This is a genomic window from Sorangium sp. So ce128 (assembly GCF_051525245.1).
Lineage (GTDB): Bacteria > Myxococcota_A > Polyangia > Polyangiales > Polyangiaceae > Sorangium > Sorangium cellulosum_B.
This window is the reverse complement of sequence record NZ_CP150313.1, coordinates 11,123,437-11,148,839: the sequence shown is the minus strand read 5'-3', so window position 1 is coordinate 11,148,839 and position 25,403 is coordinate 11,123,437. Positions and strand designations below refer to the sequence as shown.

General features: G+C 70.8%; 22 protein-coding genes. 7 read left to right on the top strand and 15 right to left on the bottom strand.

All coding sequences use genetic code 11. The features are described from left to right. Positions 1-17: 17 nt before the first annotated feature. Positions 18-698, bottom strand: coding sequence for a methyltransferase domain-containing protein (locus WME82_RS42245; protein WP_438039943.1), 681 nt, complete (start codon positions 696-698; stop codon positions 18-20). Between the two features lie 595 nt (positions 699-1,293). Between WME82_RS42245 and WME82_RS42240 the strand changes: the two genes are divergently transcribed. The 4 genes from WME82_RS42240 to WME82_RS42225 all read left to right on the top strand — a co-directional run bounded on the left by WME82_RS42240 (position 1,294) and on the right by WME82_RS42225 (position 2,985). Beyond that, a complete protein-coding gene (locus WME82_RS42240; protein WP_438039942.1) occupies positions 1,294-1,587 on the top strand; it encodes an RNA recognition motif domain-containing protein in 294 nt (97 codons plus the stop codon). A gap of 36 nt (positions 1,588-1,623) precedes the next feature. Then, the gene (locus tag WME82_RS42235; protein ID WP_438039941.1) at positions 1,624-2,250 is read left to right on the top strand and encodes a hypothetical protein; all 627 of its coding nucleotides are present in this window, start codon (positions 1,624-1,626) and stop codon (positions 2,248-2,250) included. A 20-nt stretch (positions 2,251-2,270) separates the two neighbouring features. Beyond that, positions 2,271-2,519 (top strand): hypothetical protein, encoded by a 249-nt coding sequence (locus WME82_RS42230; RefSeq protein ID WP_437742187.1) that lies wholly within the window; start codon positions 2,271-2,273, stop codon positions 2,517-2,519. Between the two features lie 109 nt (positions 2,520-2,628). Then, positions 2,629-2,985 (top strand): hypothetical protein, encoded by a 357-nt coding sequence (locus tag WME82_RS42225; RefSeq protein WP_438039940.1) that lies wholly within the window; start codon positions 2,629-2,631, stop codon positions 2,983-2,985. A 77-nt stretch (positions 2,986-3,062) separates the two neighbouring features. On the opposite strand, the gene WME82_RS42220 is transcribed toward WME82_RS42225, so the two are convergent. The 13 genes from WME82_RS42220 to WME82_RS42160 all read right to left on the bottom strand — a co-directional run bounded on the left by WME82_RS42220 (position 3,063) and on the right by WME82_RS42160 (position 21,164). Then, positions 3,063-4,292 (bottom strand): CotH kinase family protein, encoded by a 1,230-nt coding sequence (locus tag WME82_RS42220; protein WP_438039939.1) that lies wholly within the window; start codon positions 4,290-4,292, stop codon positions 3,063-3,065. Positions 4,293-4,302: 10 nt separating this feature from the next. Then, entirely contained in the window at positions 4,303-5,730 is a 1,428-nt protein-coding gene (locus WME82_RS42215) for a TolC family protein (protein WP_438039938.1), read from the bottom strand. Further along, positions 5,718-7,835 (bottom strand): HlyD family secretion protein, encoded by a 2,118-nt coding sequence (locus WME82_RS42210; RefSeq protein WP_438039937.1) that lies wholly within the window; start codon positions 7,833-7,835, stop codon positions 5,718-5,720. The genes WME82_RS42215 and WME82_RS42210 overlap by 13 nt, the downstream gene beginning before the upstream one ends. Before the next feature lie 102 nt (positions 7,836-7,937). Next, positions 7,938-8,621 (bottom strand): DUF4956 domain-containing protein, encoded by a 684-nt coding sequence (locus WME82_RS42205; protein WP_437742182.1) that lies wholly within the window; start codon positions 8,619-8,621, stop codon positions 7,938-7,940. Between the two features lie 106 nt (positions 8,622-8,727). Further along, positions 8,728-10,791 carry a PEP/pyruvate-binding domain-containing protein gene (locus WME82_RS42200; protein ID WP_438039936.1) on the bottom strand — a complete coding sequence of 688 codons (2,064 nt, stop codon included), beginning with the start codon at positions 10,789-10,791 and terminating at the stop codon, positions 8,728-8,730. A 73-nt stretch (positions 10,792-10,864) separates the two neighbouring features. After that, on the bottom strand, positions 10,865-11,962 hold the full coding sequence (locus WME82_RS42195; RefSeq protein ID WP_438039935.1) for a hypothetical protein: 1,098 nt from the start codon (positions 11,960-11,962) through the stop codon (positions 10,865-10,867). A 61-nt stretch (positions 11,963-12,023) separates the two neighbouring features. Next, the gene (locus tag WME82_RS42190) at positions 12,024-13,010 is read right to left on the bottom strand and encodes a hypothetical protein (RefSeq protein WP_438039934.1); all 987 of its coding nucleotides are present in this window, start codon (positions 13,008-13,010) and stop codon (positions 12,024-12,026) included. Positions 13,011-13,184: 174 nt separating this feature from the next. Then, on the bottom strand, positions 13,185-14,366 hold the full coding sequence (locus WME82_RS42185; RefSeq protein ID WP_438039933.1) for a tetratricopeptide repeat protein: 1,182 nt from the start codon (positions 14,364-14,366) through the stop codon (positions 13,185-13,187). Further along, positions 14,363-15,046, bottom strand: a complete 684-nt coding sequence (locus WME82_RS42180; protein ID WP_438039932.1) for an RNA polymerase sigma factor — start codon at positions 15,044-15,046, stop codon at positions 14,363-14,365. The genes WME82_RS42185 and WME82_RS42180 overlap by 4 nt, the downstream gene beginning before the upstream one ends. Positions 15,047-15,121: 75 nt before the next feature. Beyond that, positions 15,122-16,474: a hypothetical protein gene (locus tag WME82_RS42175; protein ID WP_438039931.1), complete on the bottom strand. Its 1,353-nt coding sequence runs from the start codon at positions 16,472-16,474 to the stop codon at positions 15,122-15,124. Positions 16,475-16,815: 341 nt separating this feature from the next. Beyond that, positions 16,816-17,895: a prephenate dehydratase gene (pheA, locus tag WME82_RS42170; protein ID WP_438039930.1), complete on the bottom strand. Its 1,080-nt coding sequence runs from the start codon at positions 17,893-17,895 to the stop codon at positions 16,816-16,818. Positions 17,896-18,311: 416 nt separating this feature from the next. After that, the gene (locus WME82_RS42165; protein WP_438039929.1) at positions 18,312-19,172 is read right to left on the bottom strand and encodes a hypothetical protein; all 861 of its coding nucleotides are present in this window, start codon (positions 19,170-19,172) and stop codon (positions 18,312-18,314) included. Positions 19,173-20,444: 1,272 nt separating this feature from the next. Continuing rightward, entirely contained in the window at positions 20,445-21,164 is a 720-nt protein-coding gene (locus tag WME82_RS42160) for a hypothetical protein (protein ID WP_438039928.1), read from the bottom strand. A gap of 263 nt (positions 21,165-21,427) precedes the next feature. On the opposite strand from WME82_RS42160, the gene istA reads away from it, so the two are divergent. From istA to WME82_RS42145, 3 genes are read left to right on the top strand one after another with little or no spacing between them, the layout of a single operon-like run. Next, positions 21,428-22,666, top strand: a complete 1,239-nt coding sequence (gene istA, locus WME82_RS42155) for an IS21 family transposase (RefSeq protein ID WP_438044982.1) — start codon at positions 21,428-21,430, stop codon at positions 22,664-22,666. Further along, positions 22,663-23,445 carry an IS21-like element helper ATPase IstB gene (gene istB / locus WME82_RS42150; RefSeq protein WP_438039927.1) on the top strand — a complete coding sequence of 261 codons (783 nt, stop codon included), beginning with the start codon at positions 22,663-22,665 and terminating at the stop codon, positions 23,443-23,445. The genes istA and istB overlap by 4 nt, the downstream gene beginning before the upstream one ends. Positions 23,446-23,505: 60 nt before the next feature. Beyond that, positions 23,506-23,985 (top strand): hypothetical protein, encoded by a 480-nt coding sequence (locus tag WME82_RS42145; RefSeq protein WP_438039926.1) that lies wholly within the window; start codon positions 23,506-23,508, stop codon positions 23,983-23,985. Between the two features lie 133 nt (positions 23,986-24,118). Here the strand turns inward: WME82_RS42145 and WME82_RS42140 are convergent, their stop codons facing one another. Next, positions 24,119-25,180, bottom strand: a complete 1,062-nt coding sequence (locus WME82_RS42140; RefSeq protein ID WP_438039925.1) for a hypothetical protein — start codon at positions 25,178-25,180, stop codon at positions 24,119-24,121. Positions 25,181-25,403 lie beyond the last annotated feature (223 nt).

The window sequence follows — 25,403 nt, the reverse complement described above, 5'->3', positions numbered from 1 at the left end:
CGGGCGCGCGGGAGGAGTCACCGGGGAACGCAGCGGAAGCACGCGCGGATCGGCAGCGCGCCGTGCGGCGCCGCGCGGCGCTCGGTCACGCGGAAATGGCGGCCGAGGAGGCGGCCGAACTCGTCGGGGGTCCACTGGTGCAGGTGGTAGGCGTCGCCGCCCCACTGGATGCGATCCCGCAGGAGGTAGCCGACGGGCGTGCGGCGGACGATGCCCTTCAGCCGCCCGATGAGCGGGTCGTTCGGCACCGTGATCGCGGCCACGCCGCCGGGGCGCAAGAGGCGCGCGATGGCCGCGAGGACGGCGGCGGGATCCACGGTGTGCTCGAGGACCTCGGTGCAGACGATGCGATCGAAGCTCGCGGCGGGGAGGTCGAGCTTGTCGACCTCGCCCTTGAGGAAGCGGGCGTCGTAGCCCGCGAGGTTCTTGCGGGCGGTGTCGAGGAAGACGTCGGAGACGTCGATCGCCGTGATGCGGGCCCGCGGGAACATCCGGAGCACGTGCCCGCCGCCCGAGCCGACCTCCGCGAGGTCGAGGCCAGCGCACTCGCCGAGCATGCCGCGGATGATGGCGAGCCGCTCGCGCTCGATGAGCCGGATCGGCAGCGGGGCGCGGTCGTAGTAGTCGTCGATCGGGTGCTCCCGCGCGAGGCGGTCGTTCAGCGCCTCCACGTCGATGTCGCCGGCTGTGTTCGGCATGGCGGCCCCTTAGCACGGGGGCGGCGTAGCCTCACCCCGGCGGCGGCTCCGCGCCCGGCGATGGGACCGCGCGGTCAGCCGCCGACGTGAACGTCCGGTCGACGGCGGCTCCCTGGCCGCGTGAGAGGCCGCTGACAGTGCCGTGCGGCGCGCATCCAGCTCGTCCGCCGGCAGACGTTGTTGAGCGCCCCCGGACGCATCCCGCGCGCATCCCGCGCGCATCCCGCGCGCATCCCGCGCGCATCCCGCGCGCATCCCGCGCGCATCCCGCGCGCATCCCGCGCGCATCCCGCGAACGCGCGCAGGTTGCCGCTGCGGGCGGAAAGAAAGAGAAAAGATCGCTGAGACACCGCTTGCTGTTGGTGCCCCAAGGGAGTAACTTGGGCCCCTCACGACGTCACTGGCTCTCGACACGATGCGTTCTCTCTCTCTCCACGCGAGGGAGATCGTTGCTCGCGCGGATGACTGGACGACGCACCGTGTGCCTGCGCGGGTTCGCTGCGCGGCACGTCCCCGTTCGATCCGCGACGGCTTCATCGAATGGCAGGCGAAGAGCGCTCACGAGCGCAGCTGCAAGCCGTGAAAGTAACGTGTCATGGGTAATCGTCTCTACGTCGGCAATCTCTCGTACAGCACCACCCGCGAGTCCCTCGAGGCCGCGTTCGCTGGCAGCGGCGAGGTCCGTGAGGTCTCGATGCCGACCGATCGGGAGACCGGCCAGCCGCGCGGGTTTGCGTTCGTCACGATGGGCTCGGCCCAGGCGGCGAACAACGCCATCTCGCAGCTGAACGGCATGATGCTCGATGGGCGCTCGCTCAAGGTGAACGAGGCGCAGGAGCGTCAGGCAGGCGGCGGTGGCGGCGGCGGCGGCGGTCGCGGTCGTTACTGATCGCTCCTTCGTCGCGTCGGAACATCGCGGCGGGCCATGAAGGCCCGCCGCGTTTATTTTGTCTTCGAGACACCCGAGCCGCACGCCTGTGCGCGTGAGCGCCGCGCCAGGCGAGAGGGCCGCTGGACCATGGGGCCGCTGCACGGCGCCATCGTGAGCTCGTGCGGCCACCGCTACGGCGACTTCAGCTTCAACGACGACGACGGCTCGCGCGACACGCCGGCCCTCGACAGCGTGACGCTCGGCGAGCTCTCCCACAACGACCGCCACGAGTCCTCGATGAGCCCGAGCTTCGCGGTGCGCTGGTTCGAGGTCGACCCGGCCTATCAGATCGCCCGCCTGGAGCCCGCGCCCGCGCCTGCCGAGGCGGTCCACAGTCGTCTCTGGCCGCTGATGCCCCCGAAGCGCAGGATCGTGAAAAGCCCCGCATCGGCCAGATCGGCCTCTAACTCATCAACTTTCGTGGTGCCGCGGCGCGTTCTCTGGTACATGATGACGCTTGCGCAGCGAAGCTGGACGCTCGCGCAGCGAAGTCGATCGCGATGCCGCCTGAACCCGTTGGGCTCGAGCGACAGGCAAGGCCGTAAAGAGCCGCTCGAGGCAGCTCCTGCATGCACATGCGGAAGCGCGCGCCCGGCGTGCCTTCCGCGTCCGTGCGGCTGAGCGCAAGGAAAGTGGTCGCCATGAAAGCGTGTTTATCGCGGGTCGTGGATGGCGTGGAACAGAGGCTCTGCTGGCGCTTCCAGGTGCACGGCAGGAGCGAGTCCCTGTACGAGCCGGCGGACGGCTCGCACGGTCCGTTCGATCGCGACCGCCAGCGGAACCTCAAGCTGGGCGAGACGTTCCAGCGGCTGGACCGCTCGGGATCCCCCCGGAAGTACGATGGGCTCTTCTGGCAGCCAAAGAGCTCGATCGGCGGGTTCGGTCCGTAAGTGAGAGGCTGGACCGTGGCGGCCGGAAGCGAGGACAACATCCATCTCCGGCATGACACGGAACCGTGAACTTGTCGCTGAGCTAGCAACCGAGTCGTGCAACACAGCCATGTCTACCTCCCAGAAGCCCGTCACCTCCGCCACCCTGCTCGCCACCGCTGCCCACCTCAACTTCCGCGCGACGTCCCGCGACCGGAGCGGCTCGACGCTCGGCGTGCTCGTCGACGCGTCCGGCGCTCAGCAGTACCTCGTGATCGCCTCTGGCGGCGAGGAGGGCACCTGGACGCTCGCGAGCGAGCTGCCCGTCGGCCTCTCGCCCTTTCTTCTGTACGAGAGCGCCGCCAACGTGCTGCGCGGCGGAAGCTTGAGCGAGGACGGGAGCATCTCCTTCCATGGAGCGCTGTATACGATCGAGTCATCGGTCGACGGCAGCACCCGCGCAGCGAAGGTGAGCGGTAGTGTTTGAGCGCTGGCGCGCTCGGATGCCAATCCGAGGATCTGGTTCAGCGCGGTTGCAGCGCTGAGGGCCGAGCCCGGCTCCCATCAAGGCTCGACGCGGCACCTCGCGCTGCACCCGTCGCCAGCCGCCGTGTTGCCGTCATCGCACGTCTCGAGCCCCGCGACGTCGCCGTCGCCGCAGACGATCGCGGGATCGACGAGCGCGCGGCGCAGCGTGAGGTCGCTGCGCAGGGCGCCCACGTGCGCCTTGAACTCGCTCAGGTCACCTCGAGTCGCGTCGCCGGCGCTGGCCTTGCCGAGCACCTGCTCCGCCTGATCGATGGCCGCGAGCACGGCGCCCTCGTCCCACGCCGCGCTCACGACGCGCGCGAGCTCGGCGCGATACCGCTCGTCGAGCGCCGGGATCTCCCGGATCCGGCGCGGGAGCACGGCGACGGGCTCCGTCTCGGTGTCGAAATGCGGGTCGTCCAGGATGCGGTCCATCCCGTGGGCGATGAACACGAAGCGCCCGTCGGCCGGGTTCTCGTACAGATAGTAGTTGTTCGCCCGGTAGGCGTAGCCGTCCCAGTGGCCGAGCAGCGCCTCGAGGGCGTAGGTCGTGAGGAACCGACTCAGGTCGAGGCGCTCGCTCACCTCCGCGGCGAGCTGCTCGTCCGGCGCGTCCTGGATGGCGGCGGCGAGCGAGCGGAGCTCTGCCCCGCCGCCGTCATCTCCGCCGTCGAGCTCCACGGCGTCGATGTCCTCGGCGAAGTCGCCGCAGCACGGGCCCTCGTAGAGCGCGCCCTCGTCGTTCACCTCGCCGAAGTGCAGCCGCAGGAACCGCTTGTCGATGGCCTCGGTGACGACGTAGATCCCCCTGTCCACGCCGTTGACGCTCACCACCGCGTGCGCGGTGCGCGCCGCGGGCACGCCGGCGCGGTCGTGCAGAACCTCGCCGATCTGCTCGCGAAGGAAGCTCGGGTCCTGCTTGGAGTTGTTCAGCAGGAGCTTCTTGAGCCCGTGCAGGTTCGCCTCTTCATCGAACTCGTCGAACTTGACGCTGAAGCTCGGCTTCTCGGACAGATCCACGGCCGAGTTGCCCTTCTGCCGGATGCCAGCGCCGCTGACGACGTCGCCGTCGTAGACGATGGTGCACGGGACGCGGTTGTCGAGGTCCGTGCGGAGCTGCCCCAGGTGGGCCTCGTCGATGGTGATCGCGATCTCGTGCAGCGCCGTCCGATCGAAGACCACGTCGCTGCCCGGGTCGAGGGGCACACAGCCGCCCTGGCTCGCCGCGACGAGCGCGAGGACCGCGGGCGCATGAAAGGAGCGCATCGTTCCCGGCCTACTGTGGAGCATCTCTCCTACTCTCCGTCTTCCGGCGATGGTCGCCCGCCTCGGCGGGGAGCCGGCCGCCGACGGCGTGGCGGAGCTCGCCGACCGCGGTCCAGTAGCGGCGCACGAAGCGCAGCAGCCGGAGCTCCAGGCGCACGCGGCGCTCGTCGACCTCGAGCGCCCGCCCCACGTCGACGTTGCGGCCCTCGATCGCCCGCTGCGCCTCGACGCCTGCGCGCTCGGCGGCAGGGGTCATCCGGCGCCGTAGCTCGGTCACGAGGGCCCGGGTGGCCTGGGCCTCGGCCAGGCTCGTCCGCACCTCGCGCGTCACGAGCTCGACCGCGGCGCCGAGCGAGCGCTGCTCCGCCTTGCGCGCCGCGTCCGCCGCGGCGACGGCCGGGCGGTGCGTGTCGAACAGCGGCAGCTCGACGCCGAGCCCGAACGTCCACCCGAGGCCGAGCTCGTTCTCTCGCCGAAAGTCGTAGCCGACCTCGACGAAGGAGAGCCAGGGCCACCGCGCGGCGCGCTCGGCGTGGAGCGCCGCGTCCGCCGCGTCGCCCTGCGCGGCCGCGAGCTCGATCTCGGGGCGGCGCTTGAGCGCGAGCTCGACGGCCTGCTCCTCCGTGGGGAGCTCCGGGGGAGGCCACGCGCTCTTCGGCGCGCCGAGGAGGCGCACGGGCACCGCGGGATCGAGCCCCATGCGCGACAGGAGCGCGGCGAGCGCCGCGCTCCGCTGCGCGCGCAGATCCACGCCGTCCTGCTCCGCGTCGACGGCGGTGAGCTCCGTCATCGCCTCGTCGACCGCCGTCGTCCGCGCGGCGGCGAGCTGCCCCTTCATCCAGGTGGCGAGCGATCTTCGCGCCTCGGCCACCGCGTCGGCGGCCTCGATCTCGGCGTCGAAGAGCAGCACCTCGTCGAACAGCAACCGGACGTCGGCCTCGAGGGCGATCTCGATCTCGCGCGCATCGGCGAGCGCCTTGGCTTCGTCCACGCGCGCCTCCGCGACGTTCGCGTCGACCTCGCCAGGGCGGGTCACCGGGAAGCGGAGCGCGGTGCTCACGCGCGGCTCGCGCTCGCGGATGCGCTGGAGCTCGATGTTCGTGATGCGGAGCTCCGGGTTCTCGAGGTGGTCCTCCGCGTCGACCTGCGCCGCGGCCGCCTCGGCGCGAGCGTTCTGCGCGGCGAGCTCGGCGCTGTGGTCTCTCGCCCAAGCGACGGCGTCCTCCACCGTCATCGCGAGCGGCGCCGCGCTGGCCGCGCCTCCCGGGCCCGCGCGGTGGAGCGCCGGCGCGCCGGCGGGCGCGCGGCCCTCGCGGTAGAGGGCGATCGCGCGGTCGGACGCCGCCGGCCTCGGCGGGGAAGAGCAGCCCGAGAGGGCCGCGCAGAGCAACATGACGGGGATCGCCGCGCGGCGGCGGCGCTGGCTCACGGGCCCCACGAGAGCTCCTCGAACGAGGGCATGGCGCTGCCGGCGTCGAACACGATCGTCAGCGAGCCCGGCGTGAGCGACGGCGTGATCCCCTCGGGCTTGAGCCCCGGGAACCGCTGGACGAGGCGCGGCGAGAGGACGCCGCCCTCGGGGCGATCCACCCGCCACAGCGCGCCGGCGTCGCCGTCCGCCGTCGAGGGCGTGGACGTCATGGCGAGCGCGCCGTCCGGCATGAAGACGAGCTCCGAGATGCCGCCCGGCGTGGGCTTCCCGGCGACCTCCACGTCGACGCGCGCGCGCGCCCACAGCGAGACGCGGGCCGCGTCGAAGCGCGCCGCCTCGGCCGCGATCCGATGCTTCTTCTTCGCGCTCGCGGCCTCGACCGCCGCGGCCCCCTCCCCGCCGAACAGCGCGCTCGGGGAGCCGATCCGCCAGATCATCGCGTTGCCCTGCGCGTCGAGCGGCGCCTTCAGCCCGAGGTACAGGGCGCCCTGCCGGAAGGCGAGGCCCTCGACGTCGAGCGCCCGCGTCCCGTCGGGGAGGCCGAGCGCCGCGGCGCGCGCGGGGTCCGCGTCGAGGACCTCGGCCAGGTGGATCCCGCCGTCGACGCGGAAGCCCTGGCCTTCCTGGCGGAGGCGGAGGAGCGCGGTCCGCTCCGGCTTGCGCTTCCCCTTCTTGCTGTAGCTCTGCGACGACAGGAGGTAGATCTCGCCCGCGTCCCCGGCCGCGATCCCCTCGACGTCGCTCAGCTCGTCGACGCCGCTCACCGGCACCGGATCCGCGGCGACAGCGCCGCCCGCGGACATCGCGAAGAGCCACGGCGCGCCCTCGTTGTTCTGCTCGTGGCCCGTGTCGTCGCTGACGAGGAGGTACCGGGACTCGCCGGGGCGCGCGAGGACGCCGGACGGCTCGAAGCGCGTTCGGCGCGCCAGGGTCGGGGGCACCTTCATGGGGGACTGCGCCGCGACGGCGCCGGCCTTGGGCGCGGCGCCGGGCTTCGGCGTGGTGGCGGTGGGCTTCGGCGGCGGCTGGGCGGCCGCCGCGCCGCGGCGCGCGTCGAACGTGATGTCGAAGGCCTGGCCGGGGACGAGCGCCATCGGCGCGTCCAGCGAGATGGTGACCACGCGGCCCCACGCGGGGATCTCCGGCGTGAGCCAGCAGCGCGGCGGGAGCTGGGAGACGAGCGGGCCCACCGCGATGACCGTGCCCGGGATCGGGTCGCTGAGCTGGCCCCGGACGTAGAGCTTGGCTGCGTCCCCGTCGCTGACGCCGAGGGCGAAGCGCTCGGGGACGCAGGCGACCGCGCGCGCGCCCGTGCGCGCGCTCAGGAGCTGCACCAGGGGCATCCCGGCCGGGACCACGTCGCCGGGCTGCCTGTCGATGGAGGTGACGCGCCCCGCGTTCGCGGCGCGCAGCACGTAGCTCGCGCGCCGCTGCTCGAGCATCGCGATGTTCTCCGTCGCGACGCGCACGTCGGCGTCGAGCTTCGCCGTCAGCCCCGACGTCCGATCCCGGAGGCCGTTCCGCCGCCGCTCCGTCGCCTTGAGCTGCTCCGTGAGGACGCTCAGCGTCCGCGGCTTCTCGCTGGCGATCGCCGCGACCGTCGCGTGCTGCAGGTCGAGCTTCGTCAGGTCGTCGAGCACCGCCTGCCGGTTCTCGACGAGCGCCTTCATCCGCGAGATCTCGCTGTCCAGCACCTTGGCCTCGGCGACCGCCCGGCGCTGCTCCTCGCGGTGGATGGCGAGGTGGCGCTCGACCGTCTCGCGGTTCGTGTCGAGCTCCTGCTCGAGGACGGCGAGCTCCATGTTCAGATCGGCCTCGACCTGGGTCTTCTCCGCCTTGGCGACGGCGATCTCGGCGTCGATCACCGACGTGTCCAGCGTCGCGATGATCTGCCCGGCCTCGACCTCCTCGCCGACGGTCACCTCGATGGAAGCCACCCGGGCGGTCTCGACCGGCGAGAGCACCTCGGGCAGCGCCTCCGCGTAGCCGAAGACCCGCCCGTGCGGGCCGCTGCCCAGGTGGAGCCACAGGGCGGCTCCGAGCGTGAGCACGAAGGTGATCGCGGGGGCGGCGTCCTGGAGCGCCGAGCGAAGTCGCGGGTAGCTGTACATCGATGATCCTTGCGCGGTGATGACGACGGCGGCTGCGTCAACGAAGCGAGAGGGCCCACGAGGGCGTGACCGACAGGCATCCTCCGCGATGGACCTCGGCCGCTAGAGATCCAGCGTCGGCTCCTGAAGCATGAGAGAGACGTCCTGCACGCCCGGGATGGCCTGGAGCTTCGCGACGAGCGCCGAGCGCAGCTCGGGCGCGAGGACGGTGATCTGGTAAGCATGCTCCATCACGGTCCCCTGCGCAGCCTCCCGGAGGGTCACCAGGGAGAAGGTCCGGCAGTGCGCGCGGAGCACCCTCGCGAGCGCGTCCTCCACCTCGGGCACGGCGGGCGCGGTGAAGCGGAGCAGGCCATCCGGCTGTCGTCGCGAGCCCCAGCCGGTGAAATGGAGGAGCAAGGTTCCGGCGGCGAAGATCGCGGTCCCGCCGAGCGCCACGCCGACCGCCTGGAGCCCGCAGGCGATGCCGACGCCGAGCGCCGCGAAGACGAACATGACGTCGCGGGGATCGCGCATCGTCGTGCGGAACCGGACCGCGCTCAGGCCCACGGCGACGCCGATGCCGGCGGCGATGCTGCTGCCCACGGAGAGCATCAGCATGCAGGTGATGACGCTGCCCATCGCCATGCTGTGCACGGATGAGCGGGAGTAGGAGAGCCCGCGAAATGTGGCCATGTAGACGAGCGCGACCGCCTGGCCGAGCCCGAACGCCAGCAGGAGCGCCACGACCGCCGTGCGGAAGTCCGTGGCGCTCCCCTGGGTGACCCATCCGAGCCAGTCTATCACGGCGAGCCGCTCTTTCCCGGGGCGATCGCCGGACGCGGCGCGCGCCCATCTCCATCCACGCGTTCCACGCGATCCACGCGTTCCACGCGATCCACGCGCGTCCGCGTCACGGCGCCCCGGAGGCGGCGCCGCGGCCAGGGTAGGGGCGCGCTTGCTTGATGTAGAGCGTCGGCGGCTCGTCGGGGTTCGCGTCGTCGTCGAACTTGAACTCCACGTCCATCGCATACCAGCCGTCGTTGCCGCTCGCCGGCCCGTACGCGGGGGAGAACCGCTCGTGGATGGCGTCGAGCGCCACGCCGAGCTGATGGACCTGCGCCGTCGAGAGGACCGTCTGGCCCTCCGGCATGAGGCTCGAGTGCGTCAGGTAGGTGACCGGCTGGTTCGGCTGGTTGAAGAAGTGGAGGAACGCGTCGTTCGTCACGCCCGCGGGCGGGGCGACCACCTCCACGTCACCGCCGGTCTGCACGTTGACGTAGAAGGCGGGCTGGACCCCTGCCGTGTCGAACGGGTTGTTGGTGATGGCCACGCCGTTCGCCTCCTCGGCCGGGAAATTGTGGTGCACGAGCAAGGCCATCCCGATGGTCCGGTGGTCGATGCCGTAATAGGTGCGCTCGTCGAAGGTGCGGAGCTTCCAGGCGCTCGCGTAGGTCTTGCGGATGGCGTCGAGGACATCCTCCCAGTCCGTCGGATCGCCTGTGTTCGAGTCGTAGCAGCCGGCGCACGGGAACCCGTCGAGATCCTCGCTGTTCGTGCTGGTGCGGAAGCGCATCGGGTGCCCGGGGTACTCCGCCTCGATCTTCGCCTTGAGGAGCTCCTGGAGCTCGGCGTCGACGGGCGCGCTCTTCATGGCGTCGCGGAGCGCCTTCAGCTGCTCGTCGCGGGCCGCGGCGTCGGTGGTGAACTTCGGGTCGGCGAGCAGCGCGTCGATCTGTTCGTAGAACCCGTTCTGCTTCATGAACTGGTCATAGTAGTACACCGGGATCGCGAAGGCCTTCTGGATGGGGACCTCGGGGAGCCTGGCCAGGATGGAGTAGTGGGCCGCCTTGCCGCCGAAGGCGAGCACGGCCTGCTTGATCGCGTCCCGGAGCGGCTCGCCCTCCGGCGGATCGGGGGTCACCTCCTCGATGTCGCGCAGATCGGTGACCGTCAGATCCAGCTCGGGGAGCGTGACGGGCGTGGGTTTGTGCGCCTCCCAGAACGCCTCGGCCTCCGCCTCGGTGACCTCGCGGACGCTCCAGGACGACGGCCCCGCGGTGAGCTCGACGAGCTTGTCCTTCAGCGCGAGCAGGTCGGGGTGGCTCATGGCGTTGCGCAGCCCCATGTTGGGGGTGCGCCGGTTCTGGGACAGCACGTTGACGTGCGAGAGCGGCGTCTGGAACTCCTCGGTGATGATCCCCTGGACGACCGAGATGTCGTTGGGCGCCTCGTCGAGGACGACGATGTCCTGGTGGGACAGGTACTCCGCGTCGAGATCCGCCGCCTTCGCGAAGTGGAGCCGGCCCACCGCCGTGCCCAGCGAGAGCGGCTGGTAGTCGATCCCGGCGTAGAGATCGCCGGTGCTGACCACGGGGATGTCGGAGGGGAGCTTCTTCGCCTCGGCCGCGACGGCCTCCGACGTCGGGTGGAAGGCGAGCTTCGACCCGAAGAAGGAGGCCGCCTTGACCGCCCTGAACAGGGTGGCGATCATGTCCGCGGACGCGGTGTCGTAGGGGGAGAGCTCGACGGCCCACACGTCGGGACCCTCGTAGTGCGTCACCGCGCCGAGGACGAAGCGGCGATCCGGCGTGAAGTACTCGGTCGCGTTGAACTCGGCGAGGGGCGGGACGATGGGCAGCGCGTCGCCGGAGAGGTGCGATGACACGAAGTCGTAGTGGATCAGGTAGAGAACGCTGTTCTGGAAATACAGCGCGTTCTGATCGGCTTGATCCAGCACGACCTTGACCGACCGCGCGCCGGGCAAGCTGGCGTCGATGGGCACCGAAGCGAGCGCCTCGAAGTCCGCGGCGCACCCGACGCGCTTCAGGAACTCCGTGGCTTCATCGGCGTCCTTGCGTTCGCAGACCTCTCCGGTCACGGCGATGTCGTCCGAGCCGCCGCCGCACGCCCCCGGAAGCGCCGAGGCGAGCAAGGCGAGCGCGACGATCGACGTGATGCGAGTGCCTTTGTACATGATTCCTCCTGAGACAAGTAAGCTGACCGAGGGGCGCTGCGCGCCGGTCATCCCGCGTCAAGGTGTCAGGGCGTCAGGGCGTCAGGGCGAAGCAGTAGAACCCGCCGTAACCGCCGCCGGACCCGACGGTGACCGCGCCGGGTAGCGGTCCCCCCTGCTCCAGGAGGTTGATGCCCGGCGCGCACCCTGATTCGTCGAGCGATGACATCCAGTTGGCCATGTTGATGTTGCCGCCGGGGCCGCCGGCGCCGCTGCTGCCGCCGGGGGCGCCGGCGCCGCTGCTGCCGCCGGGCCAGGTGGAGCCCCCGCCACCTCCGAAGTTCCTGGGCCACGAGTGACCGACGCGCGGCCGCCCCTCGCTCGAGTCGCCCGACTTGGCCGTCCAGTCCTTGCAGGTCGCGGTCGCGCTGTAGAGCTGTCCCTGGTCGTTCGTCCCCGTCAGCATGTCGTGGTTGTCCACCTCGGGCTGGCTCGGATCGGGCTGGTGGTTGGGGACGCCGTCCTCGTTCGGAAAATCGTCGATGATCGCAGGGTCGGCCGCGGTGGGGCGGTCGTTGAGCAGCTCCTCTTTGTTGTTGGCGAGCAGCCGGCCGAGCCGGTCGTACCAGGGACCCTCGCCGATCCGATCGATCGCGTTGACCTGCTTGCCGTCCTCCCCTGCGACGGCGCTCAGGAAGGCGCGCCACTGCTTGCTCCCCGCGCCGGGGAGGCTCTTCTCGGCGATGGTCGCGCAGATCTTGTCCGCGCCGCGGAGCCCGGCGCCGGGGCCCGTCTCTCCGAAGCGGAGATCGCCGCCGAAGCCGTCCTGGGAGCCCGACAGCTCCTGCAGGGCGACGAGGCTGGTCACGAAGAAGCTGAATTTCTCGGTCGTCCCGCCCGAGCTCGACGAGGTGGTGTCGCCGCTGGACGACGAGGAGGTGGTGTTGCCGCTGGACGACGAGGAGGTGGTGTTGCCGCCGGAGCTGGACGAGGTGGTGTTGCCGCCGGAGCTGGACGAGGTGGTGTTGCCACCGGAGCTGGACGAGGTGGTGTTGCCGCCGGAGCTGGACGAGGTGCTTGTCGAGCTGTCGCCCGAGGCGCCCACATCCGGGTCCGAACTGGAGCAGCCGACCGCGGGGGAGAGCAGCGCGAGGGTGAGGGGCAGCAGCAAGGGGCGATAAGTGCGTGTCATGGTCTCTGTGTCCTTTTCCTTGTTAAGCTAGACGGTCGGCCGCGCCGCGGATCGGCGAGGCTCACTTGCAGGTGAGATCGCTCTGGCAGGTCTGGCCCTCGGGGCACTGCGAGTCGTCGTTGCACGACGTGAGCCCCGCGATCACCACCGCCTGCTCGATCTGGGACGAGACGACCAGATCGACCCGGCCGGGCGGGATCGTCGTGGAGCCCACGGACCTGCGCGTGACGATGATCGTCGGGAAGCCCGCGACGCCGAGGTCGAGGAGCTGCTTGACGAGTGATGCCGGGACATCGAGCGAGCCGGTGTCATCGACGTTGCACTCGATCATCCCCTTCGTGCCCCCGTGATGGCTGATGTCGAGCTTCACGTGGAGCCTGGCAATGTCGCCCTGCCCCGGCGGGGTCCACTCGAGCTGCAAGGGCTGATCGGGATCGAGCTCTATCGTCTCGTTCAGGAGATCGAGGGGGCTCACGCCCCTGGCCTCCACCGTGAAGGGGCTGAAGTAATCGCCGCTGGCCTCGAGGCGGATCACCTGGCCCTCGTCGGCGGGCGGGTAGCCGAGCTTCACGCCGGCGGGAGGCTGGTAGTTGTTCGCCGTGGGGCTCATGACGAGGGACGCCGCGCCCGACTCGAGGTTCAAGCCGGTCACCGTCACGTCGCCGGCGCTGTGCGCGGCCGGGTAGGCCTGGCACGTGTCGTCCTCCACGCAGACGGCGCTGCCCCCGCAGGGTTCGTTGCAGAACGGGACGCGCGGCGTGAGGATCTGACAGCCACCCTCCTCGGCCTGCACTTCCCAGACGATCTGCGAGGGCGTGGGGCCGTCGTAAATCTTCCCGATCACCGACGTGCTGCCCGCCGCACCCGGCTCGGCAGCAGGCAACGAGCGCACCTGGAAGGCGCCGACGAGCTTCGTGGGGTCGCCGGTCGGTTCGCCCGACCCCGTGGAGCCGCCGGAGCCGCCGGAGCCGCCGGCTGAGCCCCCCGAGCCCGACGCGTCGTTGGTACCACCCCCGGAGCTCGAGCAGGCGAGCGACACCAGGGCCACGACGCCGCCAAGGACACCGGCGCGCCATCCGCCTCGTGAGGGGAATTTTTCAATTCGGCAAAGGTTTTGCGACATCTCGATGGCCAGGTGGCGACGCGGCGGGATCAGGGGTCAATCTTTTTTGAAGAAGCCCCACCGCGCGGACGCCGGCGATCCGGCGTCAGGCCCCTGCGCTCAGCCGCCGCCGAGCTCGGACAGGCGCGCGCGCAGCCGCGGCGCGTGGACGCTCTCGCCGTGACGCGCGAGGAAATCGGCGATGGCCGCGCGCTCGTCGGCCGCCCGCCCGAGCCGGCGCAGGCTCTGCACCCGGCCGACCCGGGCCTCCGCGGCGAGGGGGCCGCCGGCGCCGGCGAGGTAGCGATCGAAATAGCCGAGCGCCTCCGCCGCCTTGCCCTGGTGGAGCGCGATCTGCCCGAGCGACACCAGGGCCGCCCGCGCCTCGGGGCTCGCCGGGTACTGCGCGAGCAGGGCGCGGTAGGAGGCGTTCGCCTCGGCGCTCTTCCCCTGGCCGAGCTGGGTCTGCGCGCGCAGGAGCAGCGCTTGCGGGCCCGCCGCGGGCTCCTCCGCGCGCGGCCTGGGCGGCTGCTGCGCGCGATCCCGGGCCCCGACGGCGCTGGCGGTCGCGAGCTCGCCGGTGGGCGCGCCGGCGCCGGGCGAGGGCTCGGCGGCGGGCGCGCTCGCGCCGGGCGGCGGCTCGCCGGTGGGCGCGCTCGCGCCTGGCGAGGGCGCGCCGGCGCCTGGCGAGGGCTCACCGGCGCCTGGTGAGAGCCCGCCGGTGGGCGCGCCGGCGCCTGGCGGAGGCGCTTCCGGCACCGAGAGCGTGGGGAGGCTCAGGACCGTGCGCCGTGCGCCGCTCGGATCGAGCGTCTCGCTCCCGCTCGGCGCCGGCGGGGGCGCCTGCGCGGGCCCGTCGAACAGCTCCGCCGCGAGCGCGGCCAGGAGCGTCGCCGCGACGGCGACGCCCGCGAGCGACCCGGCGATCCCGCGCCGCAGCATCGGCCGAGGCGCCGCGCGCAGCCGGGCCGTGCTCTCGGGCGCGGCCTCGACGCGGGCGCCCCTCGGGTCGAGGCGAGCGGCTCGGGGCTCGACGCGGGCGCCCCCGGGCCCGAGGCGGGCGCGCGCGAGCACCTGCTGCAGCATGGCGGCGTCGCTGAGCTCGCGGCCGTCGCCGCGCGCGTCGCCGAGCCTGCCGATGGCGGCCCAGAGCGGCGCCTCGCCGCGGAGCTCGGGGTCGTCCTGCTCGGCGCGGCGGAGGAGCTCCGCGTCCTCGGGGCGGACCGGCTCGCCGCGCGCCTCCGCGGCGAGGATCGCGGGCAGGAGGTCCAGATCGATCTCGGACTTCTGCGTCCCTGTCATGATGCTCTCTTCCGGCCGACGGCGAGGTCCTGTCGCACCTGCTTGCGGAGCGCGCCGATCCCGAGGCGCAGCCGGCTCTTCACCGTATCGGCGCTGACCTCGGTCATTCCGGCGATCTCCTCGATGGAGTAATCGAGCGCGTGGTGCAGGAGGATCACGTGGCGCTGCGCCTCCGGCAGCTCGTCGAGGTACGCGCGCGCCTCGCGCGGGAGGGCCTCGAACGGGGGTTGGTGCGGCGCCTGGGCGATCTCCTCGTCGATCGCGCTCTCCGGGGCCACGGGCGCGCCTTCCCTGCGCTGCTGCCTTGCGTACCGGAGGATCGTCCGGACGGCGACGCGCCTGGCCCAGGCATCGACGGCGGCGTCGCCGCGGTAGCTCGACGCGCTCTCGAGGATCGCGAGCAGGGCGAGCTGCGCGGCGTCGTCGGCGTCGGCCGCGCTGCGGAGGAACGTCCGCGCGATCCGGCGGACCCGAGAGATCACGTGCGTCATGAGCCAGGCCTGGGCCTCCGGGTCACCCGCGCCGGCGTGGCGCATCCGTTCGAGGTCAGACGGCGAGGACACGGCGGGTGACGGGGCAGGCGGCGGGGCGGGGACGGGGCGCGTCATGGCGCTCGCCAGGAGCGGCTCGGGCAGGGGGCCGAGGCTCCTGGAGAGAGCTCGCGCGTGCTCAGCGTCCATCGCTTCGACCTGGTGCGACGCACGGCCCGAAGCGGGTCAATTTTCCTTTCGTGTCGGGTCATGCGGCGCGGGTGGTCATTTCCTGACCATGCCCGCGGGGGCCGGCGGGGCCGGCAGGTCGAGGCCGAGCTCCAGCCCGACGCCGGCGAGGATCCGCACCGGATTGGCCGAAAGCGCGAGGGCCGGGTGTACGGTGGCGTCAGGGTCCGTCAGGAGCACGTCCACACCCAGCGTCGTCTTGAGGCGGAGCCACCCGGTGAGCGGGACCCCGAGCTCCGCGACCGGCGCGACGCTCACGAGCACGTCGGTGCGGGCCTCCGGCGGCGGCAGTTGCTGCGGAAACATCCGCGGCCACCGCCACGGGGGCGGCGGTGGCGGGCCATGACCGGGAGGTGGAGGGAACGGTGGTGGCTCCGTGAGCGCCTGCTGGGTCGTGCCTTCCTCGGGGACGCGCTCGACGATATCGACGGTGGCGCGCGCGCCGAGCTGCAGGTCGAGGCCGAGGGGGAGCCTGAGGCGGACCTGGCCGGTCGTGGTCACCGGGTGGCGCGAGAGCGCGAACGTGGACTGCTCGTCGCCGAGGGAGGTCGAGGGGATCAGCTCGTACCCCAGGCCGAGGACGGCGTAGTCGACCGGCGCCCAGGAGGCGCGGACCGCGGCGGCGCTCTGCCAGGGCGCGGCGCTGCTGAAGTTCGCGCCGGTGTAGCCGGCGAGGACGGCGAACGTGGGCAGCGGGCTCGCTTCGCGGCGGGCGCCCGTGGATGGCGACGGCGGGCCTGCGGGCGGCTGCAGGGCCGGCGCGGCGCCCGCGGCCGCGGCGCCCGCGGGCGCCGCGGGGGACGCGGGGGACGCGGCGAGCTCGGGGGCAGCGTCGGGCTCGGGAGGAGCCGCTGGAGCCGGCCCGATCGCGGCGACCTTCACCTCGGCCAGACCGGCGACGTGGCCCTCGCGGAGCTCCTCGGCGACCGCGCCGGCGATGTTGGCGAGCGACTCGAGGGCGGTGGCGGTCTGCCCGGGCAAGACCGGGATGCGGCGGCCGTAGATCTGCTCGCCGTCGCGCTCGACCACGTACAAGGCGAGCTCGTCGCTCGCCCCGGCGTCGATCCAGAGCACTCCCCGCGCGTCCCACGCGTCGGCGAGCGCGTTGGCTTCGGGGAGGAGCATCTGCAGCACGGGCCTCGGCGTGCTGGGACGGACGATCTGAAGGCGGACGCCGACGGGGCGGATATGGGCCACGACGAGGTCGATGGCGCGCTTGTCGATGCCGCCGGCGCCCGGGAAGGCGGCGAGGACGAGCAACGGCTCGCCGGCGCCGCGAGGCTCGCCCGCTGCGGCGGGCAGGGCGACGGCGGCCAGCAGGGTGCCGGCGACCGCGCTCGCGGCCGTTCGGGCAGCGCGGAGGGCGAGCGCGAGCGACGCGGCCGGCACGGGCGCGGAAAATTATCACCCTTCCCCGCGGGGCACCATCCCCCGTCGGCCGTAGCCGTTCCCACCCATCGATTACCAACGTGAACGTGGACGTTTACGTGGTCGTGGTCGTGGTCGTGGACGTGGTCGTGGTCGTGGTCGTTCACGGCCTGTGTGAACGTGAACGTTTACGTGGTCGTGGTCGTGGTCGTGGTCGTTCACGGCCGGTCGTTGACGACCACGACCACGACCACGTCCACGTCCACGACCACGTAAACGTTCGGAGGTAGGAGAACGCGGCGCGAGGCTTCGTTAACGGCGATGCCCCCGCCGCGGCCCGGCGGGATGCCCGCCTCCGCGCCTCAGCGCGCGCCGGTCGACCGCGGGTAGCTCCCGAGCACCTTCACCATCTCGCAGCGCGCGCGGAGCCGCTCGATCGCGTCGGCGACGCGCGGATCGCTCCGGTGGCCCTCCAGATCGACAAGAAAGACGTAGTCCCAGTGCTTCTGCCGGCTCGGCCTCGACTCGATCCGGGTCAGGTTGATGCCCGCGTCGTCGAAGATGGCGAGGACCCGGCGGAGCGCGCCGGGCTCCTCCTGCACGGAGAAGACGATCGAGGTCTTGTCCGCGCCCGTGGCGGGCGCGTCGCCCGGGGCGATGACGATGAAGCGGGTCGCGTTCTCGGCGCGGTCGTGGATGCGCTCCCGCAGGAGCGGAAGCCCGTAGAGCTCGCCCGCCCCGCGGCTGCCGATCGCCGCCGCGGCGGGGTCGCCGAGGGCCTCGTGCGCCGCCGCGGCCGCGGAGACGGTCTGGACGATCTGCGCGCCGGGGAGGTGTTTCGCGAGCCAGAGGCGGCACTGCGAGAGCGCGTGCGGGTGCCCGTGGACCCGCGCGACGCCGCTCAGCCCCTCCGCCTTGCTGAACAGGCAATAGGCGACGTCGAGCACGAGCTCCTGCCGGATCTGGAGGTCGCTCTCGATCAGGGCGTCCGCCGTCAGGGTCACCGAGCCGTCGGTCGAGCTCTCGACGGGGACGACGCCGCAGGCCGCCTCGCCCGCGCGCACGGCGTCGAAGACGCCCTCGATGGTGCCCGTCTCCCGGTAGCGCGCGGCCAGCCCGAACAGGTGCCGCGCCGCGACCTCCGCGAAGGCGCCCTCCGTCCCCGGAAAGGCCACCTTCATGGGCTCCTCCAGCGACAGGCAAGCGCTCATCACCTCCCGGAAGACGACCCGGATGGCGTCGCGCGGGAAGCGCCCCGCGCCCTTCGCCTGCAGGCGGGTGAGCACGCGCCGCTCCCGCTCCGGGTCGTGAAACTGCGTGGCGTTCGCGGCGCGCTTCGCGTGCGCGACCTCGACGGCCACCTCGGCCCGCTCGGCGAGGAGATCGAGGATCCGGTCGTCGATGCTGTCGATGCGCTCGCGAAGGTCGCCCAGGGTCGCCATGGTTTGTTCCACCTCGGATGGGGAAGGGCGGGCATCAAAGCGCAGGGGGCGCCGCAGCGCAAGGCTCGCCTCGGCGCGGGGAATGCGGCGCGGAACGCGCGCGACGGAGACGCACGTCAGGGGCGAAGCGGCACCCGTGCGGGCTCGACGCGTGGAGCGGATAGGCGAGAGAGCGCCGGTGAGGGGGCAGAGGAGAGGAAGAGAGAGCTCTTGGCGCGGGAGCGGGAGGATCGGCTGCCGGAGTGAGAGGATCGGGCGCGGGAGCGGGAGGATCGGCTGCCGGAGTGAGAGGATCGGGCGCGGGAGCGGGAGGATCGGCTGCCGGAGTGAGAGGATCGGGCGCGGGAGCGAGAGGATCGGGCGCGGGAGCGAGAGGATCGGCTATCGGAGCGAGAGGATGGCGCCCGTGGAAGGACTTATGTTTCCCGGCTCAGCCCGGGAGTGGCGACGGGTTCGGTGGCCTGGGCCTTCCTGCGGGAGCGCCGTCTCACGCTCGTCCGGTAGCGCGATACGAACCTGGCTGCGATCTTGGGTTGGTCGCGAAACGCATAACGGCCGCCCTCGCGGATCTCCTTGGCGAGTTCGTCGGCGGCCCAGAAGCAACGGTTGCGCAGCTCCAGCGCGTGTGCGGCGCTCGCGTCCGATGCCTCGTTGGCGGCGGCGTGTTCGAGCGCGTCAGCGAGCGCCTTGGCCCGCGCGAGATCCTTCGTCGTGATATCGGTCACGCCGAGCGCGCCCTCGTGCTCGGACCAGAAGTCGACGAGATCGCGCAGGTCCTGGATGGTGTCCGAAAGGCCGGAGCCGTCGGCGATGCGCGAGAGCTCCGCCTGGGCGGCGTCGTCGTTGCGGCAGCCCCAGCGGCCGCCGGCCACGAGCTTCGCGTCGAGCGCCTCGGCCTCGTCGCGGAGCTTGCGCTGCGCGGACGTGAGCGTCACGGCGCCGCGTGCCCTCTGCCACCCCTTCTCGAGGGCGCCGAGGCGCCGCGCGAAGCGCGCGAGCAGATCCACCTTGTCGGAGGTGATACCGATCCTCGACATGCGTGATTGCTGCGCGTGCGCGAGGCGCGCCAGGGAGGTGAGCTCGCGCTCCGCGACGCTCGTGGGCATGTCGGGGGCGGAGGCGTAGGCCGAGTCCAGCGCGAGGAGCGCCTCATCGTTGGTCGGTTCGTGGGGCTTTGCGGCCGGGCGCTTCGACTTCGTTGTCGGTGCCCTGCTGGACGACCTGGCCTTGGGAGACGTGGAACCGGACGTGTTCTTCACGGTGCTTGTCGGGGGCATGAGCTCCCTCCTGGTTGAGTGGTACCGGAGGATGGTCGCGTATCGAGAGTGGCTGTCAAGGTCGTTTGATGCGCTGAGGCGTCTGAATGCTGCTGCGCCGAGCCATTGGCGTGACACCGAGGGAGACGCGGACGGCGAGGAGAGGAGAGGGCGGGGCGCTGTAATCGGTTGTAATCGAGGTGGTGTTGACACGGCGGGTCATGCGGGACATAGGTGGCCGCGAATTCAACAGACCTTGCGTCGGGAGTGTCTCGAATGCGACACGCGGGCTGGTGCGGAGCCGCCTGGCGTCGGCGCGGCTTTGGCCGCGCCGACGTGGACGAGCTCGGCGTAGCAGAACCGCCCGCCGTGTGGGCGAGGTCGTAGCGCTGACCATCGAGGACGGGCGCGCTGTTCTCGTCGAGCGTCGCTCTCGCGCCCGGTCCACGGCTCTTGCTCTATGGGTCGACAGACCACGATGCAGCGGCGAACGCGGACGGGCGTCCTCTGAGTTGAGCCAGGGATGGGGAACGCGCGGGGGCCGCTGCACGGTTCCTCCGCGAGATCGCTCACGGAGAGGCGCTCTCCTCGGTTCAGCGACGCCCAGGGCGGGTCGGAGCGCCGGCGGGAGCCGGCTGCCACCTGCTTCGGCCGTCCGCTGCGCTTCGAAAGTTTCCGGCCGACCAGCAGGGTCACGTTCCGCACGCGGACGGGCCGCCCGGGTGGCTCGGCTAGTGCGCGATAACGCCTTCTTATCGGGCATCAGGGACTCTGCCGGGCAGCCAAGACGACCCGGTGACGCCGCGTTGCGGGGCGCGGGGCATCGGGCCCGTGCGATCGGCAGCTGCACTGCCTGCTCCGGCGCCATGTACAACGCCAGCGCGATCGCGAGCTCGCCTGCGTCCTCCTCGACGCCCGCGGCCGCTTCGCAGGCCGTGGCGCCGAGCCCGCGCTCGAGGAAATCGCCGACGGCGACGCCGAGCTCGACCAGGTGGACGGTGATGGCCCCGAGCTCGCGCGGTGCTTCTACCTGGAGGAGAGGATCCCCTGTCCGACCGAACTCGCCCTGCGCCGTCCGTACCTGCCCGGAGCCGAGCGCGGAGCAGGAAGGGCATTGGGACCGAGCTCGTGCCGCTGGGCGTCCGGCGGAACCTCGGGCTTACCCGCGAGGTGACGGGGCGGCCTCTGTGGACGAGGCCGCTGCCAGCGTCGGGCGTGCCGCCGCGGAGCGCCGCCCAGGTCTCGCGCGAGGACATGAGGGGCGCGCCCGCGCCGGGGCGACGTCCCCTTGCTCTACGGGTCGACGGCCCACGTTGAAGCGACGAAGGAGGACGGCGGGATCTCATCTCCGAGGGCGAAGTAATCGACCGTTGTCGAGGCCGTCTGCGCCTTGCACGCGCCGGCGCTGTCTAGGACATAGGTCGAGGTGAGATCGAGCCGAGCTCCGATCGAGAAGAAGCGCCACCGAATTGCCGGTTCACACGCCGTGGTGCTTGAGAAGAGCTCTTGCGCGTATTCAGGAGCGCAACCCTTTTGAGTGGAAATCACCACAGGCTGTGTGCAATTTGAATCCGCGAAGTAGTTGCTCTTTGAGGTCATCCGCACAGATCCAGAGTACGGAACACAGCGCTCCCGACCGTCTGCAGCGACAAGGAAGACACAGAGCTCTCGTCTTTCGGAGTCAAACCAAATAGACGGGTCATATACCTTTGCCCCATCGTCCGTGGTTCGATACCGCGCCTTCAGCCGGGATCCGCTGACCGGGGCCGCCGAGGCGTCCGGTACGGGATCCATGAAACCGCCACCGCCACCGTTGCCGGCGTTGCCGTGGGTCCCGGAGCCGCCCGCGGCCTGCTGGGCGTTGGCGCCGCCCTCCGCGCCTTGCCCGGAGCCGCCGGCGTTCTGCTGCGCCTGGTGTGCGGGCGAGGCCCTCTCGGAAGCCGCACAGGCGGCCATCGCCAGGTAGATTGCGCCACCGCCCAGGAGTGCGGAGACCACATCACGCATTCGCATCGGAGAACCTCCCGCCCCGGCGCTCGTCCGGGAGCACGGTCGAGGCTACACGAGGGGAGACCTGGTCGCGCTCCGCGGCGGTGAGGGCCGCCACTCGCCGGGGGAGTCGCCCGCGCGGGCAGGTCGAGCACGGTGTAGAGCGTCAGTAAAAATGACCCCCGCGCGACAGTAAAACTGACCCCCCTCCCTCGCGCCAGAGCGGAGGAAACGGCATGGAAATCAAGGACTTGGACGTGGCACCTCTCGGTTCGGAGGTGCGAGAGATGATCGAGCCGGACGTTATCCGGCAGATTCGCGAGCTTACGGCCCGAGGGTGGGGGTCCAAACGGATCGCCGCGGAGCTCGGCGTGGCTCGCAACACGGTCCGCCGTTATTTGCGCGGTGGAGCCGCTGCCGAGGCACAGGTGCGCCCCGCTCGCCGCTGCTTGGACGAGGATGGCCGCGCTGAGGCCAAGCAGCTCTTCGCCGGCCTGGCGGAGGGCAACGCTGTGGTCGTCGCAGGCGAGCTTATCAGCCGTGGCATCACGGTAAGCCCGAGGACCGTGCAGCGCGTCGTTGCCGATCTTCGCCGCGGGCAGAGGGCTGCCGACGTGGCCAGCGTGCGGTTCGAGACCGACCCTGGCTATCAGATGCAGATCGACTTCGGTCAGAAGCAGGTCCGCATCACCGGCACGTTCGTGCGGGTGCACCTGCTGGTCGCCGTATTGAGTCACTCACGAAGGCTCTTCGTCAAGGCTTTTCTGAGCGAGCGACAGGACGATTGGCGCGAAGGCATCGCAGAAGCCTTCCGCCACTTCGGCGGCGTGCCTCGGACCGTGCTCGGGGACAATGCGCGCTCGCTGGTGCTCGGCCGTGAGCGCGAGACGGGCACCGTGACGTTCCACCCGGCTTACCTCGCGTTCTGTCGCGACTGGGACGTCACCCCGCGCGCCTGCGGGCCCTACCGGGCGCGCACCAAGGGCAAGACCGAGTCGGGCGTCAAGTACGTCAAGCGCAACGGGCTGGCGGGGCGCGCGTTCGAGTCCTTCGGCGCGCTCGAAGCCCACCTGGTCCGGTGGATGGCCGAGGCCGACCAGCGCATCCACGGCACGACCCACGAGGCGCCGCTTGTGCGCTTCGAGCGCGACGAGCGGCACGCGCTCCGGCCGTTGCCATCACGGCCCCTGCCGGTGCGAGAGCAGCGGCTTCGCCGACGCGTGGCCAACGACGCCCTCGTCGACGTCGACACGGTCCGCTACAGCGTCCCGCACCGGCTTGTGCGCGACACCGTGGACGTCGTCGTCGGTGAGCGCGAGGTCCGCATCTATCGCGGCACGGAGCTGGTGGCGCGGCACGAGCGCTCCTTCGAGCCTCATGCTCGCGTCGCCGACCCCCGCCACTTCGACGGGCTGTGGCGAAGACCTGCCACGCCGACGCCGCCGGAGGCGCCCCTGAGCGCCCTTGAGGCCATGGGGCGCAGCCTGTCGGACTATGCGGCCGCCATCGGGGAGGTGGTGTCGTGAGCCGCGAGATCGTGCATGCGCGCGTTGTCGAGAGCCTGAGCCGGCTCAGGATGCGCTCCATCGCCGAGCGGCTCGACGCCCTGCTCTCCGAGGCGGCCAGGACCGAGCCGACCTACCTCGACTTCCTGGACAAGATGCTCTGCGAGGAGCTCGGGTCCAAGCAGCGCAAGCGGGTGGCGATGGGGATCCAGATCGCGCACTTTCCGGCGATCAAGACCCTCGAGGACTTCGACTTCAAGTTCCAGCCCTCGATCGACCAGAAGCTCGTCCGCGAGCTCTCCACCGGGCGTTTCATCGCCGAGGCCGAGAACGTGCTGGTCTTCGGCCCTCCCGGGGTGGGCAAGACGCATCTGGCCATCGCGCTGGGGCGGGCCGTCGTGGAGGCGGGGCACTCGGTGCTCTTCACGAGCGCGACTGCGCTGTTGGCGACGCTGTCGAAGGCGGAAACCGAGGGGCAGCTCGCGGAGAAGCTCCTGTTCTACACGAAGCCGAAGTTGCTGGTCGTCGACGAGCTGGGCTACCTGCCCTTCGAGAGGCAGAGCGCCCATCTCTTCTTCCAGCTCGTTGCCAGGAGGTACGAGAAGAGCAGCACCTTGATCACGACAAACCAGGTGGTGACGCAGTGGGGCGCGGTTTTCGGCGATGAAGTCCTCGCCGCCGCGATCCTCGACCGTCTGCTTCACCACAGCCACACCCTGATGATCTCGGGAGACAGCTACAGGCTGAAACAGAAAAAGAAGGCGGGTCTGCTCGGCGGGAACGCCGTGCCGGCCAGGTGATCCAGGTGCGCGGGAGGGGGTCAGTTTTACTGTCGCAAGGGGGTCAAAAGTTACTGTCGCTTGACACACGGCGGCCGCGCGGAGCTCGCGCACGCGGGCGGCCTCGTTGCGGTACGCGCGGAGCTACGAGGGAAGGACGAGCAGGCCGCCCGCGTGCGCGAGCTCCGCGCCACCGAGCTATCCTCCACCCCCGTGAGCATCACGCCCCCGACCAAGCTCGACGCGCTTCTTTACCTCGTGCTGCGCCTTCTCGACCCCGATCACCTGGGTTATCCGCTCGGCGCCCTCCGTTGCGAGCTCGCGGTCCTCTCTGACGAGGCGTTCCGCGCCCTGCTCGACGACGCAGCCCGCCGCGGCATCATCTACCTCGAACCACGGGAGCGGCCCGCCTACATCCGGCTCGTCACCCTGCCAATCCGCCCTCCGGAGCGCAGGGCGCGCTCGAGGCGTGCGGCGGCCACCTCCCGCACAGGCTCAAGCCCTGCCGCTTCGCCGGCGCGGAACCAAGGAGGCCGCAACCGGCCCAGAACGCGGCGCTGAGCGCCGCGACGCTGACGGCGCCACCTCGACCCTGTGGCCGCTGCGCATCGACCCCGGCAACAGCCGCAAGGGGGTGGCGCCCATGGCGATGACCGGGCGCTTCCCGCCGGCCACCGAAGACGTGACCTGCGCATCACGGATAGACGTACCCGAGAACGCCCTCGTATGCATAACAATACCCGTAGCAGAAACCGCCCGGGTGATAGTCCTTCGTGTAGTAGTGATCGCCAGCGGTTTCAGACCAATATCGATGGAGCGGCACCGTGCCGGCATATTGCTGGGGAAGAATATATCCGGCGACGCCTTCGTAGGCATAGTTCAACGCGCCGCCTCCCAACTCGGGCCAATTCGTCGTGTAAAAATGATCGCCAAGACTCTCGTTCCAATACTGGTAAATCGGAACGGTCCCTGCTTCAGCGTTGCGCAGGATCGACCCTTCTGACAACTCGAAGCTATATCCATAGAAGGCCAATCCAGCATCGTTTCTATTGATCGTATAGTAGTGATCGAGATTCGAATCGTTCCAGTACCTCCAGAGCGGCATGAGGCTAATGTCGGGCATCTGCTCGTCGTCGAATACCGCCGCGGTCGCGGTGGCGCCTGTTACAGGAATCCATCCGCTGCATCCTTCTCGCTGGGTACACACCTGTAAGCGCTTTATATTCTGGATTCTCGGAAAACCGACGAACCAGCACCCGTTGTTCGGCGCATACACCGTTTTCACCAGTCCAGGCTTATTCACAAGCTCGTACCAGACACGGACCCCATTGCCGTCGGCCTGATTGTCACACCACCAGAGATGAGTGCGATTGACGCAAGCCTTGCCATTTTCACCGTGCTTAACGCACCGGCGCCCGACCCCGGGGGCGCACGCCATCTTGCAAGCTGCGAATCCTCCCAGGCCGCATGCGACGGGGCCCCAGACTCCGAAGGCCAAGCATCTTGCCGCCACCATGGGCGCAGCTTGGATCCCAATGCCCACAACGTCACAGACGTCGTCGCAGGTCAGCTTCAACGCCTGCTGCGCTTCGCCTATGGATTCCTCGCCGAACGATCCGGCACCGTCCTCTGAAATGCCGTCCTCGCCGACGTCTGCGCCGACCCCGGAAATACCGTCGTCGCCCGCACTTGTGCCGTCGTCGATAGTACTGCACGCCATGACGAACACGGCCGCCATCAGGACGATTTTCTTCATGCGAATCTCCTCGCGCGCGTGGTGGACGAGACTGGGTATCGTTACCCAAGCGGACCAGCGTCCGCTGCAGCAAACGCTAGCATGGACCATTTATTTGCTGAGATTCCATTCTGGAGCTTTGCGCGCAAACACAGCGGCCGAGCTCCGCGGATAGTAGGCGCGACTCTGCGTGCACCTCCGCGCGCTCTATCAGCAGCACAGAACGAGAGGGCTCCGAGAGACG

Bases quoted from the DNA above. Each gene is read 5' to 3' on its own strand.
- WME82_RS42245 (WP_438039943.1), bottom strand. From the start codon at position 698: ATGCCGAACACAGCCGGCGACATCGACGTGGAGGCGCTGAACGACCGC.
- WME82_RS42240 (WP_438039942.1), top strand. From the start codon at position 1,294: ATGGGTAATCGTCTCTACGTCGGCAATCTCTCGTACAGCACCACCCGC.
- WME82_RS42235 (WP_438039941.1), top strand. From the start codon at position 1,624: ATGAAGGCCCGCCGCGTTTATTTTGTCTTCGAGACACCCGAGCCGCAC.
- WME82_RS42230 (WP_437742187.1), top strand. From the start codon at position 2,271: ATGAAAGCGTGTTTATCGCGGGTCGTGGATGGCGTGGAACAGAGGCTC.
- WME82_RS42225 (WP_438039940.1), top strand. From the start codon at position 2,629: ATGTCTACCTCCCAGAAGCCCGTCACCTCCGCCACCCTGCTCGCCACC.
- WME82_RS42220 (WP_438039939.1), bottom strand. From the start codon at position 4,292: ATGCGCTCCTTTCATGCGCCCGCGGTCCTCGCGCTCGTCGCGGCGAGC.
- WME82_RS42210 (WP_438039937.1), bottom strand. From the start codon at position 7,835: ATGTACAGCTACCCGCGACTTCGCTCGGCGCTCCAGGACGCCGCCCCC.
- WME82_RS42200 (WP_438039936.1), bottom strand. From the start codon at position 10,791: ATGTACAAAGGCACTCGCATCACGTCGATCGTCGCGCTCGCCTTGCTC.
- WME82_RS42195 (WP_438039935.1), bottom strand. From the start codon at position 11,962: ATGACACGCACTTATCGCCCCTTGCTGCTGCCCCTCACCCTCGCGCTG.
- WME82_RS42185 (WP_438039933.1), bottom strand. From the start codon at position 14,366: ATGACAGGGACGCAGAAGTCCGAGATCGATCTGGACCTCCTGCCCGCG.
- WME82_RS42180 (WP_438039932.1), bottom strand. From the start codon at position 15,046: ATGGACGCTGAGCACGCGCGAGCTCTCTCCAGGAGCCTCGGCCCCCTG.
- pheA (WP_438039930.1), bottom strand. From the start codon at position 17,895: ATGGCGACCCTGGGCGACCTTCGCGAGCGCATCGACAGCATCGACGAC.
- WME82_RS42165 (WP_438039929.1), bottom strand. From the start codon at position 19,172: ATGCCCCCGACAAGCACCGTGAAGAACACGTCCGGTTCCACGTCTCCC.
- WME82_RS42160 (WP_438039928.1), bottom strand. From the start codon at position 21,164: ATGCGAATGCGTGATGTGGTCTCCGCACTCCTGGGCGGTGGCGCAATC.
- istA (WP_438044982.1), top strand. From the start codon at position 21,428: ATGATCGAGCCGGACGTTATCCGGCAGATTCGCGAGCTTACGGCCCGA.
- WME82_RS42140 (WP_438039925.1), bottom strand. From the start codon at position 25,180: ATGAAGAAAATCGTCCTGATGGCGGCCGTGTTCGTCATGGCGTGCAGT.